This window comes from Pseudomonas sp. FSL R10-2189 (assembly GCF_009600325.1).
In the GTDB taxonomy this organism is placed as follows: Bacteria; Pseudomonadota; Gammaproteobacteria; order Pseudomonadales; family Pseudomonadaceae; genus Aquipseudomonas; species Aquipseudomonas helleri.
This window is the reverse complement of record NZ_WIVZ01000037.1, coordinates 1-15,041: the sequence shown is the minus strand read 5'-3', so window position 1 is coordinate 15,041 and position 15,041 is coordinate 1. Positions and strand designations below refer to the sequence as shown.

Genomic DNA, 15,041 nt, shown 5'->3' with positions numbered 1-15,041 from the left:
GTTGTACGTGACGCAGGCTTTGACCCACCATCGATCTGTGCGTTCAGTGGCGCAGGAGTATAGGTCAGCATTGTGTGTCAGGAAATGCCCGTGGTCATGGTTTGGCATGCAGGCGTGCGGCCTCTGGTAGACTGCGCGCCTTCCTCTATTGAATCCGCTTCTGCGCCAAACCGTGGCGAATCAGCGGTTGCTGGTGTAAGTAAAAACCCATGACCTTGATGACCTTTTCCCCTAACGCTGTAGCCCGTTTGCGAGACGAGCGCGAAGAGGAAAGCACTAAACCTTATTTGGCGCGTGGCTCGCGTGCACCGCGTTGCCATACCTGCCGTGTGATCGAAAGCCATTGCTTGTGCCGGTGGCGGCCAAAGGTCAATACGCGCGCGGGCGTCTGCCTGCTCATGACTAAAAAGGAAGTGTTCAAGCCGAGTAATACCGGCTGGTTGATCGCGGACGTGGTCAGCGACAACTTCGCTTTTATCTGGTCGCGTACTGAAACCGATAAAGACCTGCTGGCGTTGTTGGCTGACCCGCAGTGGCAGCCTTATCTGGTGTTTCCCGGCGAGTATGTGGCAGCTGAGCGAGTCACCCACACCGTCGAAGCCGACAACAGCAAGCGGCCGCTGTTTATCCTGCTGGATGCGACCTGGACTGAAGCGCGCAAGATCTTTCGCAAAAGCCCGTATCTGGATGGCTTGCCGATCCTGAGCCTTTTGCCAGAAAAGCTCTCACGCTACCGGTTGCGCCGATCAACGCGCAGTGAGCATTTGTGTACCGCCGAAGTGGCCAGTTTGTGCCTTGATCTGGCTGGCGATACGCAAGCATCGGCTGCCCTGGATGCGTACTTTGATGTGTTCAGCCAGCATTACCTGGATGCCAAAAACCAGTTGCCGGTGAATGAGTCGAGTACAGCGCATCAAGAACTGGGCTTTTTTGTAAAAGACCTTTCTCAGATCCGGGCTCAATAGACTAAAGAAGTAGCGCTACAATTTTCGAAGCGAAATAAGCGGCTGGCTCCAATCCCACTTGAATGCTGGCGCAGTAATGGCTGTTACTGGACCTCGGTGTCAGGTTTGACGCTTGACCCTACAGTTTTGGCTGGGCATGCTTGGCGCCGATTCGGCGGCAGATGCTGCTCAAACGCTTATAAGTTCTAACTTCTAGCGTAAATCTTGCCCTTTGATGCACAGTTTTCAGACTGTTGCTCGAGTTGCCTTAGCGGGTTCTGGCTTTAAACCGGGCCCGCCTGAAAAACAGGATCATTTAAACAATGGCCACATACGAAATCCTGATTGCTGATGACCATCCGTTGTTTCGCAGTGCCTTGCACCAGGCCGTTGCTCTGGGTTTGGGTTCTGATCTTCGCTTGGTCGAGGTCGCCAGTATTGCCGAGCTGGAAAAACAGCTGGCGATAAAGGCCGATTGGGATCTGGTGCTGCTCGACTTGAACATGCCAGGTGCTTACGGTTTCTCCGGGTTGGTGTTGTTGCGCGGTCAGTACCCGCAAATCCCGGTAGTGATGGTGTCTGCTCAAGAAGAAGCCTCGGTCATGGTGCGCTCGCGAGAGTTTGGCGCCAGTGGCTTTATCCCTAAGTCCAGTTCAATGGAAGCGATTCAAACCGCTGTTCGCACGGTACTGGATGGCGATGTTTCCTGGCCGCCCCAAGCCTTTGAAGAAGTGCCGGTGTCGGCAGAAGCCAAAGCGGCCAGCGAAGGTCTGGCCAGCCTGACACCTCAACAGTTCCGGGTGTTGACCATGGTGTGCGAGGGGTTGCTGAATAAGCAGATCGCTTACGAGTTAAGCGTTTCGGAAGCGACGATCAAGGCGCACGTGACGGCGATTTTCCGCAAATTGGGGGTGCGTACCCGCACTCAGGCCGCACTGCTGCTGCAACAACTCGAATCTATATCGAGCCATTAAACTGTCAAACTTCACGCATTTTTGACGCGGCCTGATTTAGTTTTTTACACTCATTTTTTACGCAGTTGCCTATCTATGTCGCCTTTCAAGGGTAAAACCGGATTTAAACGGATTTTGAATGCTGGCGGTTACTCGCTGGACGGTTTGCGTGCAGCCTTTACCGGTGAGGCGGCATTTCGCCAATTGGTGTTGCTCAATGTGGTGCTGATCCCGCTGACGTTCCTCCTGGATGTCAGCCGGGTCGAGCGAGCATTGCTGATAGCGGTATGCCTGTTGGCGTTGATTGTCGAGCTGCTTAACTCGGCCATTGAAGCGGCGATCGATCGAATTTCCCTCGATTTGCACCCGCTGTCAAAGAACGCCAAGGACATGGGCAGCGCCGCACAGTTTGTGGTGCTGACCCTGATTGCCGTGGTGTGGGCGGTGATTCTGCTTTAAGCGATCGCAGGCAGAACAATTTCGTCGCTGCGCTGAACCCCGGCGGTAAAGGCGCGGCACAGCTCCAAAAATTCGCGCATGGCGGAGGTTTGATACTTCTTCTTGTGCCAGATAAAGAAAAACTGCCGCGCCAGATCCAGGTCAGGGGTTTCGACCGCCACCAGGCTGCCGCGACGAAAAGCATCACGCAGTGCCAGGCGCGAGATACAGCCGATGCCCAAGCCGGACTCAACGGCCCGCTTGATTGCTTCGGTGTGTTCCAGCTCCAGGCGAATGTTAAGCGCGCTTTGATGATGGCGCATGGCTTGATCGAACGTGAGGCGCGTGCCCGAACCTTGTTCACGTAAAATCCAGGCTTCGCGGGTGAGTTCTTCGAGGGTGGCATGCCCACGGGCGGCCAGAGGGTGTTGAGGGGCGCAAAAGACCACCAGCTCGTCTTCAACCCAGCTCTGAACGTCGATGTCCGGATGGCTGCAGTCGCCTTCGATTAGACCCAGATCAATTTCATAGTGAGCAACTTGTTGCACGATATGAGCAGTGTTCTGGACAATCAGTTTGACCTGGCTTTCCGGGTGAGCCTGCATGAAGCTGCCGATCAGCAAGGTCGCCAGGTAATTGCCAATCGTCAGGGTCGCGCCGACGGTCAGTGAGCCGAAGCCGGACTTGCCGTTGAGCAGGTCTTCGATTTCCTTGGCCTGGTCCAGCAAGGCGACGGCCTGTGGCAATAACTGCCGACCCAGGGCGTTGAGGCTTAAGCGCTTGCCCGCGCGATCGAACAGTTGGCAACTGGTCTGGCGCTCCAGTTCGGTGATTGAGGTACTGGCTGCCGATTGTGAAAGGGCCAACAAGCCTGCCGCACGGGACACGCTCTCTTGTTGGGCGACGGTAACGAACACCTGGAGTTGTCTGAGAGTAAATCGCATATCGATATAACCGATAACCCTTATCTTAATAATTCAGTTAACAGATATTGTCGTCGCCATTAGAATGCTGTGCAATTGCGCTCATAGTCAGCGCTGGCGAATTTAGGAGCCCCGTACATGAGCAACATGAACCACGAACGTGTCCTCAGTGTTCACCACTGGAACGACACCCTTTTCAGTTTCAAGTGCACCCGTGATCCGGGCCTGCGCTTTGAGAACGGTCAGTTCGTGATGATCGGCCTGCAACAGCCCAATGGCCGTCCGCTTATGCGCGCCTACTCCATTGCCAGCCCGAACTGGGAAGAGCATCTGGAGTTCTTCAGCATCAAGGTGCCGGATGGTCCGTTGACCTCCCAGTTGCAGCATTTGAAAGAAGGCGACGAGATCATCATCAGCAAGAAGCCTACGGGTACGCTGGTGCTGGACGACTTGAAGCCTGGCAAGCATCTGTACCTGCTGAGCACGGGCACTGGCCTGGCTCCTTTCATGAGCGTGATTCAGGACCCGGAAACCTACGAGCGTTTCGAAAAAGTGATCCTGTGCCATGGCGTGCGTTACGTCAACGAAGTTGCGTACCGCGAGTTCATCACCGAGCACCTGCCGCAGAACGAATTCTTCGGTGAAGCGCTGCGTGACAAGCTGATCTACTACCCAACCGTGACCCGCGAGCCGTTTGAAAACCAGGGGCGTCTGACTGACCTGATGCGCAGCGGCAAACTGTTTAGCGACATCGGCCTGCCGCCGATCAACCCGCAGGACGACCGTGCCATGCTGTGCGGCAGCCCAAGCATGCTCGACGAAACCAGCGAAGTGCTGAACAGCTTCGGCCTGACCGTTTCGCCACGTATGCGTGAGCCGGGTGATTACCTGATCGAGCGCGCCTTCGTCGAGAAGTAAGCGTCGCTGCACAAAAAAGCCCGCGTACCTCAAGGTAGCGCGGGCTTTTTATTGTTGGCGACGACAGGACCTGTAGCAGCTCGCCTCGCAAGCTCTTGATCTTGGTGCTTAACCCTGGCTGGCTAAAACAACCTCAAGCACACGAATCACCCCCGGCTCCGGATAATGCCAGCGCACATCCAGATCCCAGAACTGCGCACCGTATTCACGCTCTGCAGTCGGCGTTTGGTAAGCCGGGCGTGGGTCTTGCGCCAGGCATTGCTCAATCAGCGCCACCAACGGTTCCTGCAAGCGCAACCCATGGGCGTGCGCCTCGTGCAGCGCTGAGTCAGCCCACTGCACGGGGATTAGCACCGGCGCCGCGCTGGCCATGCTGTTGCTCGCACTGCTGATAATGTCGGCGTAGGGCACATACGGCTTGATATCGAGAATCGGCGTCCCGTCGAGCAGGTCAATGCCCGAAATGTGCAAGCGACCGGCTTCGACCTTATCCAGTTTGACCACCGACTGGCCAATGCCATTGGGCCGGTGAGTCGCGCGGGTGGCAAACACCCCCATGGACTTATTGCCGCCCAGGCGTGGCGGGCGCACCTTGAGCCGGGGCTTGTCTTCCAGTGCCTGGTGAAACACAAACAACAGCCAGACATGACTGACCTGCTCCAGGCCTTGCACGGCATCGCCTTGGTCAAAGGGCGCAACCAGCTCCAGAACACCCCGGGCAGCGGGTGCCAGTTGGGGTTGTCGCGGAATGGCGAACTTCTCCTTGAAACAGGAGCGCACAAAGCCGACAGGCGAGACGGTGTAAGTCATGTGTTTGTCGCCGTATCAGCCACGAACCCGCAGGGTTAGCCCCTTCAGGAAGTTACGCAGCAACTGATCGCCACAGGTGCGGTAGTTGTTGTGGCCGAATTTGCGGAACAGGGCGCTCAGTTCTGGTTTGGACACCGGGAAGTCAACCGACTTGAGGATCGCGTGCATGTCGTCCTCTTTGAGTTCGAACGCCACGCGCAGTTTTTTCAGGATGATGTTGTTGGTCACAGGCAGTTCAACCGGCTGCGCTGGACGGCTATCGTCCTTGCCGCGCTTGAAGATCACCAGGCCATCAAGAAAGTGCGCCATGACGTTGTCCGGGCAGCGAACAAAGCCTTCTTCTTCGTCTTTTTTGAGGTAGGTTTCGATGTCAGCTTTGGTGACGTCCAAACCGCCCAGTTTGATGATCTCGACAACTTTGTTGTCGCTGATGTCTAGCATGTAGCGCACGCTGCGCAGTACGTCGTTATGAATCATGTGGGTAATCCTGATAATCAGCAGTGAGCACCGCAGGCAAGGCTGCGGTGTCGAAATAGGTGGGCGCGGCCGTGTTTAGAACTTTTCTTTGGCCGTCATGTAGCGCCATTGGCCAACGGGCAGCTTGCCCATCGACACGCCGCCAATGCGAATCCGGCGAATCGAAATAACGGTGAGGCCTACGGCCTGGCAGAACAATGCAATCACGCCCGGTTGCGGGTTCTTCATGGCAAAGCGTAGGCGGTTTTCACTCTGCCAGCTGGCTTTGACCGCAGGCAGCTCGCGACCTTTGTAGGTCAGGCCGTGGTTGAGCCGGTTGAGGCCGTGGGGAGCCATCTCGCCCGACACTTCGACCACGTACTCCTGCTCGATCTTGCTGGCATCGGCGGTCAACTTGCGGACGATTTTCCAGTCCTGGGTAAATACCAGCAAACCGCTGGCGTTGGCTTGCAGCTCGTTGCCCACGCTCAAACGCAAAAAGTGACCTTTAAGCGGGCGTTTGCCGAAGCGGTGCTCTTCGCTCAGGGTTTGTGGGCTGAGCAGTTGCATGGCGCTGTCAGTGTCCAGGCCCGCCGGTGCGTTGAGCAGCAGGGTCACAGGCTCTGGCGCTGTGGCCTTGGCGTGCGGATCAAGTTCGACCTTTTGCTGGTCGACCTTGAATTGCGGTTCGTCGATGACTTCGCCATCTACCGTGACCCAGCCACCTTCAATGAACAGTTCGGCCTCACGGCGCGAGCAGCCGACGAGTTCGATGAGGCGTTTGGAGAGACGTATCGGTTCAGACATGACAGGGGCCGTAATGGAATTGGGCGGCTATTGTACCCGCCTGGCGCCGGTTAAGCCCGGCAACATTTGCCTTAACTGCGCGTCAGCGGCTTTTGGCGTTTGTAGCGCAGGTGCAGCAACGGATAAGGCTGGCCCAGGCCGTCGTTTTCGCAGCGCCCGACCACCTCAAAACCCTGTTTGAAGTAAAAGCCAATGGCTTGCGGGTTTTGTTCGTTAACGTCCAGCCTCTCGGCATTCAGCTCGTTGATGGCGAACAGGAGCAGGCATTTGCCGACGCCTTGGCCGCGGTAGTCAGGGTGAATGAAGAGCATTTCTACTTTGCCGGCGGCAACCCCGGCGAAACCTGCAATGCGCTTGCTTGTAGGGTCTTTGCAGCAAATCAGCATCACCGCATCCAGGTACTGGCTGATGACCAGTTGGCGCAGCAAGACAATGTAACTGTCGGGTAAAAAATCATGGGTGGCTCGAACGGACGCTTCCCACACCTCGGTTAATGCTTCGAAATCTCTGAGACGTGGCGTTTGGATGGCCCATTGTTGTTTCATCGTGCGTGTCTCCGACACTGATGATTGAGGAGCCTCCTAACAATAGCCGTAAAAAAAGCCCTGGCGCATTCGCGGCAGGGCTTTTTTAAGCGCAGCGTGTGGATTACAACGCTTCAGCCCACAAGTCGTACTCGTCGGCGTCGGTCACACGGCACATGATCTTGTCGCCCGGCTTGATGTCTTTCTCGGTGGCGATAAACACGTTGCCGTCGATTTCCGGGGCGTCGAAGAAGCAGCGGCCAACAGCGCCTTGCTCGTCAACTTCGTCGATCAGGACTTCAATTTCCTTGCCGATCTTCAGTTGCAGGCGTGCCGCACTGATAGCTTGCTGGTGCGCCATGAAGCGCTCCCAGCGGTCCTGTTTGACGTCGTCCGGTACGATGGCAGCGTCCAGCAGGTTGGCCGGTGCGCCCTCAACGGGCGAGTACTGGAAGCAACCTACGCGGTCCAGCTGTGCTTCTGTCAGCCAGTCCAGCAGGTACTGGAAGTCTTCTTCGGTTTCGCCCGGGAAGCCGACGATAAAGGTTGAGCGGATGATCAGTTCCGGGCAGATCTCGCGCCAGTTTTTGATGCGGGCCAAGGTCTTGTCTTCAAAGGCCGGGCGTTTCATGGCTTTGAGTACTTTAGGGCTGGCGTGCTGGAACGGGATGTCCAGGTACGGCAGGATCTTGCCGGCCGCCATCAACGGGATCAATTCGTCAACGTGCGGGTACGGGTACACGTAGTGCAGGCGAACCCAAACACCCAGTGTGCTCAAGGCTTCGCACAGTTCGGTCATGCGGGTCTTGACCGGCGCGCCGTTCCAGAAGCCCGTGCGGTATTTGACGTCGACGCCGTAGGCGCTGGTGTCCTGGGAGATCACCAGCAGCTCTTTAACACCGGCTTTAACCAGGCGCTGGGCTTCGTCCAGCACATCGCCCACCGGGCGGCTGACCAATTTGCCGCGCATCGAAGGGATGATGCAGAAGCTGCAGCTATGGTTACAGCCTTCAGAAATCTTCAGGTACGCGTAATGGCGCGGTGTCAGTTTGATGCCTTGTGGCGGCACCAGGTCGATCAGCGGATTGTGGTCCTGACGGGGCGGCACCACTTCGTGAACCGCGTTGACCACTTGCTCGTACTGCTGAGGGCCGGTCACGGCGAGCACGCTTGGGTGCACGTCACGGATGTTGCCTTCTTCGACGCCCATGCAGCCGGTCACGATGACCTTGCCGTTTTCCTTGATGGCTTCGCCGATGACTTCCAGCGACTCGGCCTTGGCGCTGTCGATAAAGCCGCAGGTGTTGACCACCACAACGTCGGCGTCCTGGTAGGTGGAAACAACGTCGTAGCCTTCCATACGCAGTTGCGTAAGGATGCGCTCGGAGTCGACCAGCGCTTTCGGGCAACCCAAGGAAACAAAGCCAACCTTAGGGTTGGCTGGCGTGGTAACGGTGGACATGGCGAACCTCGGTATGTAGTGACGTTACATGCCCGTAAAGGCTGCACGACGAACGGGCGCTTGGAGTTTCTGCGCCTCTGATCAAAAAAAGTGCGCAATTTTAGCTATGGTGAACGCACTTGACCAGCGTTATACGGGGATTTACGACGAGTGCTGCGCTATGCTGCGCGCCGTTGCGAAACCCGCTTTTTAACGAAGCTGATTTCGTAGGTAAAAGTCGTGGCTTACAGTCAGAAAATCAGAGCATGCTGCACACCAAATGCGGTGCTCGCCATTAAGAAACACGGTCCAAAGTCGTAGGAGTGGTTAATGGGGCATGTCAGTAGTCCGGCAACAGAAGACGGTCACTCAAAGGCAAAACCTATCGGAATGCTGGTTGCCGCGGTTGGCGTGGTATATGGCGATATCGGTACCAGCCCGCTGTACACCCTTAAAGAGGTGTTTACCGGCGGGTATGGCGTACAGGTTAACCACGATGGTGTCTTCGGCATTTTGGCGTTGATCCTGTGGTCGCTGATCTGGGTGGTCTCGATCAAGTACGTGCTGTTTATCCTGCGCGCCGACAACGAAGGCGAGGGCGGGATCATGGCCCTCACTGCGCTGGCGCGCCGCGCGGCTTCGCCTTATCCCAAATTGCGCTCGGTACTGGTGATTCTGGGGTTGATTGGCGCTTCGCTGTTCTATGGCGACAGCATGATTACCCCGGCCATTTCCGTGTTGTCGGCGGTTGAAGGTCTGGAGCTGGCGTTTGCCGGGCTGGATCGCTGGGTCGTGCCGTTGGCGCTGATTGTGCTGATCGCGCTGTTTTTGATTCAGCGTCGCGGCACGGCCACACTCGGCAAGCTGTTCGGGCCGATCATGGTGCTGTGGTTTGTGGTGTTGGGCGGCCTGGGGATTCATGGCATCGCACAGCACCCGGAGGTGCTTAACGCGCTGAACCCGGTGTGGGGCGTGCGTTTCTTTGTCTCGCACCCGGGCATGGGGGTGGCGATTCTGGGCGCAGTGGTGCTGGCGTTGACCGGTGCTGAAGCGTTGTACGCCGACATGGGCCACTTTGGACGCAAGCCGATTGCCCGTGCTTGGTTCATCTTGGTGCTGCCTGCGCTGGTGCTCAATTACTTTGGCCAAGGGGCTTTGCTTCTGGAAAACCCGGAAGCGGCACGTAACCCGTTCTATCTGCTGGCGCCAAGCTGGGCGTTGATCCCTCTGGTGGGGCTGGCCACGCTGGCCACCGTTATTGCCTCTCAGGCGGTGATTTCCGGGGCCTTCTCGTTGACCCGCCAGGCCATTCAACTGGGCTACATCCCGCGCATGCACATTCAGCACACGTCCAGTGCCGAGCAGGGGCAGATCTACATCGGCGCGGTGAACTGGTCGTTGATGGTCGGGGTTATTTTGCTGGTGTTGGGCTTTGAGTCGTCGGGCGCCCTGGCGTCGGCCTACGGTGTGGCCGTGACCGGGACCATGTTGATCACTAGTATTCTGGTGTCGGCGGTCATGCTCATGCTGTGGAAGTGGCCACCTGTGTTGGCGGTGCCGGTATTGGTCGGCTTTCTGCTGGTTGACGGCCTGTTCTTCGCTGCCAACGTACCGAAAATCGTCCAAGGCGGCGCCTTCCCGGTATTGGCGGGGATCGTGCTGTTTGTCCTGATGACCACCTGGCGGCGCGGCAAACAATTGCTGGTTGATCGTCTGGATGAAAGCGCGTTGCCGCTGCCGCTGTTTATCAGCAGCATCCGCGTTCAGCCGCCGCATCGGGTGCAAGGCACAGCGGTGTTCCTGACCGCCCGGCCGGACGCAGTGCCGCACGCGCTGTTGCATAACCTGCTGCACAACCAGGTACTGCATGAGCAAGTGGTCTTGCTCACCGTGGTCAACGAAGACACCCCGCGCGTGCCTGCGCAGCGGCGGTTTGAAGTAGATGCTTACGGTGAGGGGTTCTTCCGGGTCATCCTGCACTTTGGCTTTATGGATGAAACCGACGTGCCCGAGGCGCTCAAACTGTGCCATCTCGACGAGCTGGACTTCAGCCCGATGCGCACGACCTACTTCCTGAGCCGCGAGACGGTCATTGCTTCCAAGCTGGTGGGTATGGCGCGTTGGCGGGAAGGGTTGTTTGCCTTCATGTTGAAGAACGCCAACAGCAACTTGCGATTCTTTAACCTGCCGGTAAACCGGGTGATCGAACTGGGAACCCAGGTCGAGATGTAGCCAGTGCTGTAGCGATGTTAAAACACGGTAGGAGCGAGCTTGTCTCGCGATCTTTCAAGATCAAAAGATCGCGAGACAAGCTCGCTCCTACCGGGGTTGCATGTGTTACGGGGCAGTAGCCTGGTGCTTTTTGATCATGTCTACCAGGCGTTGAGCCAAGGCCGGGTAGTTTTCGTCAAAGTGATGACCGCCTGGCAGCTTGACGCTTTCGCCTACAGTCGTTTTGGCCGTGCAGCCGCTTTCGTCTGTCTCTTCGGCGCCATAGATGCACACCACTTTGTTGGCTGGCAGCTTGGACATCTCTTCGCCGGTATCGGCTTCAGCGCCTGCTTTGCCGAGCCAGCCATCAACGTGAATCTCAAAGCTGCCACTGCGGGCGAAGGCCAACAGGATAATCGCGTCTACGCGTTTCTGTTCGGCTTCAGGCAGGCGATTGAACGTGGCCGGCAGAACGTCTGCACCAAATGAGTAGCCGACCAGAACAAAGCGCTGGGTGCCCCACTTTTGACGGTAGTGCTGCATCAATTCAGTCAGGTCGGTAGCGCTTTGTTCCGGAGTCTTGTGCTGCCAGTAGTAACGCAGCATGTCGATACCGACCACCGGATAACCGATCTTGGCCATCTCGCCGGCCACATCACGGTCCAGGTCGCGCCAGCCGCCATCACCCGACAGGAACAGCGTCACGGTGCTGTTTTGCTGGCCTGCAGGCACTTCAACCACAGGCATGTTCAGCCCGCCGTTGTTGTCGCCGACCAGAATCTTGCGCAGTTCGTTGCTCAATACCTGAGGGAAGTGAATGTCATAGTCGCTGATGCTGGTCTGAGCGTTCGGCTGATCACGTACGAAAGCAGCGCTAGGGTCGTCAGGGTTGTCGTTCCAGGCCACCAGCCAGCTGCCGTGTGCGGCAGATTTAGGCACGGGCAGCGTGCAGCCAGGTTGCTCAAGCGCAAAACCCACCGACACGGCTTGGGCCTTGTCGTTGGTTTGCTCGGCCAGCCAGCGCCAGGCCAGGGTTGCGCCCGGGCCGATGCCGCTAACCAGCGTAGGCGGGCCTTTCAACTGCTGCAGTGCCGTTTGCAGGGCTTGCTGCTGCAGGGTGCAGTCTTCCTTGGGCAAAATGACCTGTACCAATTGCGCTTTGCCGCCACGGCTCAGCGCCGAGAGTTGAGCGTCAGTCAGGGCCTCTTCGGCCGGTGTTGCAATCACCACTTGGGCGCGCGCGGTCTGGCCAGGTGTCACTTTGGTCAGGGTCGAGCCATCGGCTTGGCTCAGGTGCTCAACCGTCGGCTCAGGGGCCGGGCGATTCCAGAACCAATAGCCGCCGGCTGCCAGCGCAGCCAGTATCACCAGAATTAACAGCAAAAAACGCCAGGAACGATGTTTCATTAACGTTTCACCAATCCAGTCAAGCCGCCTGCAATCAGGGCGGCGGTATCAGCCAGCGCTACCAGCGGGTCAAGTCCGGCAGGCACGGCCATATAACGAGGTTCCCAGTCGGGCTGGAATTTGTCTTTAAAGCGACGCAAACCCTGGAAGTTGTACAGGTGCTCACCGCGCTGGAACAGCATTGACCCTAGACGCTGAGTCAATGGCGCGCCACGACGGGGTTGGAGGCCAGACAATGGGACCATTCCCAGGCTAAAACGGGCGTATCCATGCTTTTTATAATGCTGAATCAGGCCGACCATCATGTACTCCATGGTCAGTTTCGGCGCTTGCGGGTGGGCACGCATCAAGTCGAGGCTCGACAGCTCATGGCTGTGAGTCTCAAGCAAGTTGGCAAAGGCCACGGGCTTGCCCTCAAAGCGGATGATGGCAACGCGGAAGTGCTTGATGTAATCCTCGCTGAAACGTCCGAGCGAGAAGCCTTTTTCCCGGACATTCTTGCCGGTCAGCCATGCATCGGAAATAACCTTCAGCTCATCCATCGGCGCTTCGCCCGGTTCATGGATCTCCAGCGACAGGCCGTCGCGGGTGCCGCGGTTCCAGGTGTAGCGCAGGTCTTTCATCTCTTTGCCCTTGGCATCGAGATCAAAGCGGTGCAGGTCAACCCGGGCTTCTTCGCCCAATTTGATCGCGGTCAGGCCGATGTCCATATAGAACGGCAGGTTCTCGGCGCGCACTTGATAAAACACAGGGCGGGCGTGGAAGGTGTCGCACAAGTCACGGAACTGCCAGATCAGCTCGGCGCGCTGTTGCGCAGGGCCGATGGGGTCATACAGCGCAACCAGGCTGCGGCCGCGGCGGGCGTACATCAAGAACGCGCTGTCGTCCGGGTGGAACAGCAAGGCTTTGTCGCCGGTCAGGGCCAGGCCGCCATCTGGCTGGTCTGAAGCCAGCAAGATCTTCTCGGCGCGTTCCAGTTCACTGGCATCCGGCAAGTGGATGGTAGGGCGCGCCGTGCGCAGCAACCAGGTCAGGGCCACGATCACCAGCAGCACCGCCGCGCCCATCAGTGAGCGCAGGCCGCGTGGGGCATCCGAGTCGAGGGTGAATTGCCACCACAGTTGATGGCTGTATGGCACATCCTGATAGGCAAACAGCAGCAACCACACCGAAGCGCCAAGTACACAGGCACTGGCTACCAGATAAAGCGGTGAAAACGGCAGCTCGGTCAGACGGCTCGGGCGATAGAACGAGCGGCGGAACAGGCCCAGTAAGCTTGCGGTCAGGACCAGAATGCACGCCTCTTCCCAGTCGAAGCCTTTAAGCAGAGACAGTACGGCGCCGACCAACAACAGGATCGTGGTCAGCATCCAGGCCGCCGACAGTCGACGACGCAGGCCTTGAGCCAGCAGCAGGCAGAGCACGCCGATCAAGCTGGCACCGAAGTGCGAGGCGTCAATCAGGCGGTGAGGGATCAGAAAGCCGATGTGCTCAAGGCGGGTATCGATTTCCGGAGTAGCCCCGGAAAACAGCAGAACCACGCCCGACATGAATACCAATACCGCCAGAATCGGCGCAGCAAGGCCGGAGGCCACGCGCAAGCTTTGGCGTGTCTGAATCAGGCGTTGGGCTTCATTGATCAGTAGCATCAGGCAGGCAAGCAGCAGCGGCAAGATCACGTAGATCAAGCGATACAGCAGCAGCGCGGCGGCCAACGGTGCGGCGCCGAGTTTGTCGGCGAAGGCGGCCAGCAAAATCGCTTCAAAAACCCCGACACCGCCCGGCACGTGGCTGAGTACACCGGCGGCCAGCGCCAGTAAGTAAACCAGCATGAAGGCGCCAAACGGCGGCGCTTCGGGAAGCAGCAAATACAGCACCGTGGCCGCAGCGGCGACGTCCAGCGCGGTAATCACCAGTTGCAGCAGGGTCAGTCGTGCACTTGGCAGGCGCAGGGTGCGGCGCCCCGCTTTGACCAGCAGGTTGTCCGGGATGGGTTGCTCGGGCAGGCGACGGCGATAAATGCCCAGCGCCAGCAAGCCAAACAACAACAGCACGGCGACTGAAATGGCCGCCAGGATGTAAACCGGAATATGCAGGGCAGCGGAAGCGGCAGGCAGGTTGCTTAGGGTTGCCAGGGCGGCAAGCGGTGGCAAAGCGCAGCCCAACGACAAGCTGGCGAACAGCGTCATGTGCGCGACTTCGGAGGCACCTACGCCATGGCGTGCGTACAAACGATAGCGCACAGAGCCGCCGGACAAGAGCGACAGGCCAATGGCATTGCCAATGGCAAAGGCGGTAAACCCGCCCAGTGCCAGGGTTTTGGGTGGCAGTTTGACGCCGGCATAGCGACTGGCAGACCACTCGTACCCAAGCAAAATCACAAAGCCGACAGCCGTTGCAGCCACGGCGCCGAGCAGGGCGGGCCTGGGGACGTCCATGATGGAGTCGTGCAAGGCGTAAAGGTCGAGTTCGCTGAGCAGATGGCGGCAGGCAATCAGGGCTATGGCAAACAGAAGCAGGGTGAGTGCGAGTCCAATAGGTTGGCGGTACTTGCTCAACAGGTCCAGTAAATGCAGGCGTTTGGCTGCAATCGGGTGGGCTGCTGAAGCGGGTTCTTTAAGTTCTGGCGAGTTATCGGGCATCAATCACCTCGTGAATCGTGCGCGATAGGATGGAGGCATAAACTCAAGTTACCAATCCTTTTGGTTAAAATATTTCAAAATACTGTCAACTGTTTGCCTGATGTTCAGGTTTGGCATGTGAAAAAAAGGTAATTGCTGCCGCTCAGCATAGACGAGCCAATCTTCAGATAGATGACAGAACCTTTAAGCGCAGGAGAGAAATACTTTTTGATCACGCACAAAAAAGGCCACTCTTTCGAGTAGCCTTTTTCGATGTTTGGTTGCGGGAGCCGGATTTGAACCGACGACCTTCGGGTTATGAGCCCGACGAGCTACCAGACTGCTCCATCCCGCGTCTGTGTGGGCGCATTCTACAGAGGCGCGCTGAGTTGTCAACCTTAAATCACCTAAGCGATTGAATTATCCGGTTTTAATCCCTTTCTCCTGATCACGGAAGGAGGGTGGAAAACACTCAGGCACAAAAAAGGCCGCTCTTTCGAGCAGCCTTTTAATGTTTGGTTGCGGGAGCCGGATTTGAACCGACGACCTTCGGGTTATGAGCCCGACGAGCTACCAGACTGCTCCATC

General features: G+C 57.6%; 13 protein-coding genes and 1 tRNA gene. 5 read left to right on the top strand and 9 right to left on the bottom strand.

The genetic code is table 11. The features are described from left to right. Positions 1-218 precede the first annotated feature (218 nt). From GHO32_RS21495 to GHO32_RS21485, 3 genes are all read left to right on the top strand, one after another. Entirely contained in the window at positions 219-965 is a 747-nt protein-coding gene (locus tag GHO32_RS21495; RefSeq protein WP_153335699.1) for a tRNA-uridine aminocarboxypropyltransferase, read from the top strand. Positions 966-1,267: 302 nt separating this feature from the next. Beyond that, positions 1,268-1,918, top strand: a complete 651-nt coding sequence (gene erdR, locus GHO32_RS21490) for a response regulator transcription factor ErdR (protein ID WP_153335686.1) — start codon at positions 1,268-1,270, stop codon at positions 1,916-1,918. A gap of 75 nt (positions 1,919-1,993) precedes the next feature. Then, the gene (locus GHO32_RS21485) at positions 1,994-2,356 is read left to right on the top strand and encodes a diacylglycerol kinase (RefSeq protein WP_048369518.1); all 363 of its coding nucleotides are present in this window, start codon (positions 1,994-1,996) and stop codon (positions 2,354-2,356) included. Here GHO32_RS21485 and GHO32_RS21480 read toward each other — a convergent pair. Then, complete coding sequence (locus GHO32_RS21480; protein ID WP_048369520.1) at positions 2,353-3,279, bottom strand: LysR family transcriptional regulator; 927 nt, start codon at positions 3,277-3,279, stop codon at positions 2,353-2,355. The two genes, GHO32_RS21485 and GHO32_RS21480, sit on opposite strands and share 4 nt — an antisense overlap. Before the next feature lie 117 nt (positions 3,280-3,396). On the opposite strand from GHO32_RS21480, the gene fpr reads away from it, so the two are divergent. Beyond that, the gene (fpr, locus tag GHO32_RS21475) at positions 3,397-4,176 is read left to right on the top strand and encodes a ferredoxin-NADP reductase (RefSeq protein WP_048369522.1); all 780 of its coding nucleotides are present in this window, start codon (positions 3,397-3,399) and stop codon (positions 4,174-4,176) included. A gap of 108 nt (positions 4,177-4,284) precedes the next feature. Here the strand turns inward: fpr and tsaA are convergent, their stop codons facing one another. The 5 genes from tsaA to rimO form a co-directional block, all read right to left on the bottom strand. After that, a complete protein-coding gene (tsaA, locus tag GHO32_RS21470) occupies positions 4,285-4,986 on the bottom strand; it encodes a tRNA (N6-threonylcarbamoyladenosine(37)-N6)-methyltransferase TrmO (RefSeq protein ID WP_048386569.1) in 702 nt (233 codons plus the stop codon). 15 nt (positions 4,987-5,001) lie between these two features. Beyond that, entirely contained in the window at positions 5,002-5,463 is a 462-nt protein-coding gene (locus GHO32_RS21465) for a DUF1456 family protein (RefSeq protein WP_048386571.1), read from the bottom strand. Between the two features lie 75 nt (positions 5,464-5,538). Continuing rightward, positions 5,539-6,249 carry an rRNA pseudouridine synthase gene (locus tag GHO32_RS21460; RefSeq protein WP_123751954.1) on the bottom strand — a complete coding sequence of 237 codons (711 nt, stop codon included), beginning with the start codon at positions 6,247-6,249 and terminating at the stop codon, positions 5,539-5,541. A 71-nt stretch (positions 6,250-6,320) separates the two neighbouring features. Further along, positions 6,321-6,794, bottom strand: coding sequence for a GNAT family N-acetyltransferase (locus GHO32_RS21455; RefSeq protein WP_153335685.1), 474 nt, complete (start codon positions 6,792-6,794; stop codon positions 6,321-6,323). A gap of 103 nt (positions 6,795-6,897) precedes the next feature. Next, complete coding sequence (rimO, locus tag GHO32_RS21450; protein ID WP_123751956.1) at positions 6,898-8,235, bottom strand: 30S ribosomal protein S12 methylthiotransferase RimO; 1,338 nt, start codon at positions 8,233-8,235, stop codon at positions 6,898-6,900. Positions 8,236-8,544: 309 nt separating this feature from the next. Here rimO and GHO32_RS21445 point away from each other — a divergent pair, with 309 nt between their 5' ends. Next, a complete protein-coding gene (locus tag GHO32_RS21445; protein WP_153335684.1) occupies positions 8,545-10,446 on the top strand; it encodes a potassium transporter Kup in 1,902 nt (633 codons plus the stop codon). Positions 10,447-10,551: 105 nt separating this feature from the next. On the opposite strand, the gene GHO32_RS21440 is transcribed toward GHO32_RS21445, so the two are convergent. From GHO32_RS21440 to GHO32_RS21430, 3 genes are all read right to left on the bottom strand, one after another. Next, positions 10,552-11,832, bottom strand: coding sequence for a virulence factor family protein (locus GHO32_RS21440; protein WP_153335683.1), 1,281 nt, complete (start codon positions 11,830-11,832; stop codon positions 10,552-10,554). Further along, on the bottom strand, positions 11,832-14,474 hold the full coding sequence (gene mprF / locus GHO32_RS21435; RefSeq protein WP_048386654.1) for a bifunctional lysylphosphatidylglycerol flippase/synthetase MprF: 2,643 nt from the start codon (positions 14,472-14,474) through the stop codon (positions 11,832-11,834). Before mprF ends, GHO32_RS21440 begins: the two co-directional genes overlap by 1 nt. 257 nt (positions 14,475-14,731) lie before the next feature. Continuing rightward, a tRNA-Met gene (locus tag GHO32_RS21430) sits at positions 14,732-14,808 on the bottom strand. Between the last annotated feature and the right edge of the window lie 233 nt (positions 14,809-15,041).

What these genes read in the sequence shown, in the direction of transcription:
- GHO32_RS21445 (WP_153335684.1), top strand. Translation starts at nt 8,545, where the DNA reads ATGGGGCATGTCAGTAGTCCGGCAACAGAAGACGGTCACTCAAAGGCA.
- GHO32_RS21485 (WP_048369518.1), top strand. Translation starts at nt 1,994, where the DNA reads ATGTCGCCTTTCAAGGGTAAAACCGGATTTAAACGGATTTTGAATGCT.
- rimO (WP_123751956.1), bottom strand. Translation starts at nt 8,235, where the DNA reads ATGTCCACCGTTACCACGCCAGCCAACCCTAAGGTTGGCTTTGTTTCC.
- mprF (WP_048386654.1), bottom strand. Translation starts at nt 14,474, where the DNA reads ATGCCCGATAACTCGCCAGAACTTAAAGAACCCGCTTCAGCAGCCCAC.
- erdR (WP_153335686.1), top strand. Translation starts at nt 1,268, where the DNA reads ATGGCCACATACGAAATCCTGATTGCTGATGACCATCCGTTGTTTCGC.
- tsaA (WP_048386569.1), bottom strand. Translation starts at nt 4,986, where the DNA reads ATGACTTACACCGTCTCGCCTGTCGGCTTTGTGCGCTCCTGTTTCAAG.
- GHO32_RS21465 (WP_048386571.1), bottom strand. Translation starts at nt 5,463, where the DNA reads ATGATTCATAACGACGTACTGCGCAGCGTGCGCTACATGCTAGACATC.
- GHO32_RS21455 (WP_153335685.1), bottom strand. Translation starts at nt 6,794, where the DNA reads ATGAAACAACAATGGGCCATCCAAACGCCACGTCTCAGAGATTTCGAA.
- GHO32_RS21460 (WP_123751954.1), bottom strand. Translation starts at nt 6,249, where the DNA reads ATGTCTGAACCGATACGTCTCTCCAAACGCCTCATCGAACTCGTCGGC.
- GHO32_RS21440 (WP_153335683.1), bottom strand. Translation starts at nt 11,832, where the DNA reads ATGAAACATCGTTCCTGGCGTTTTTTGCTGTTAATTCTGGTGATACTG.
- GHO32_RS21480 (WP_048369520.1), bottom strand. Translation starts at nt 3,279, where the DNA reads ATGCGATTTACTCTCAGACAACTCCAGGTGTTCGTTACCGTCGCCCAA.
- GHO32_RS21495 (WP_153335699.1), top strand. Translation starts at nt 219, where the DNA reads ATGACCTTTTCCCCTAACGCTGTAGCCCGTTTGCGAGACGAGCGCGAA.
- fpr (WP_048369522.1), top strand. Translation starts at nt 3,397, where the DNA reads ATGAGCAACATGAACCACGAACGTGTCCTCAGTGTTCACCACTGGAAC.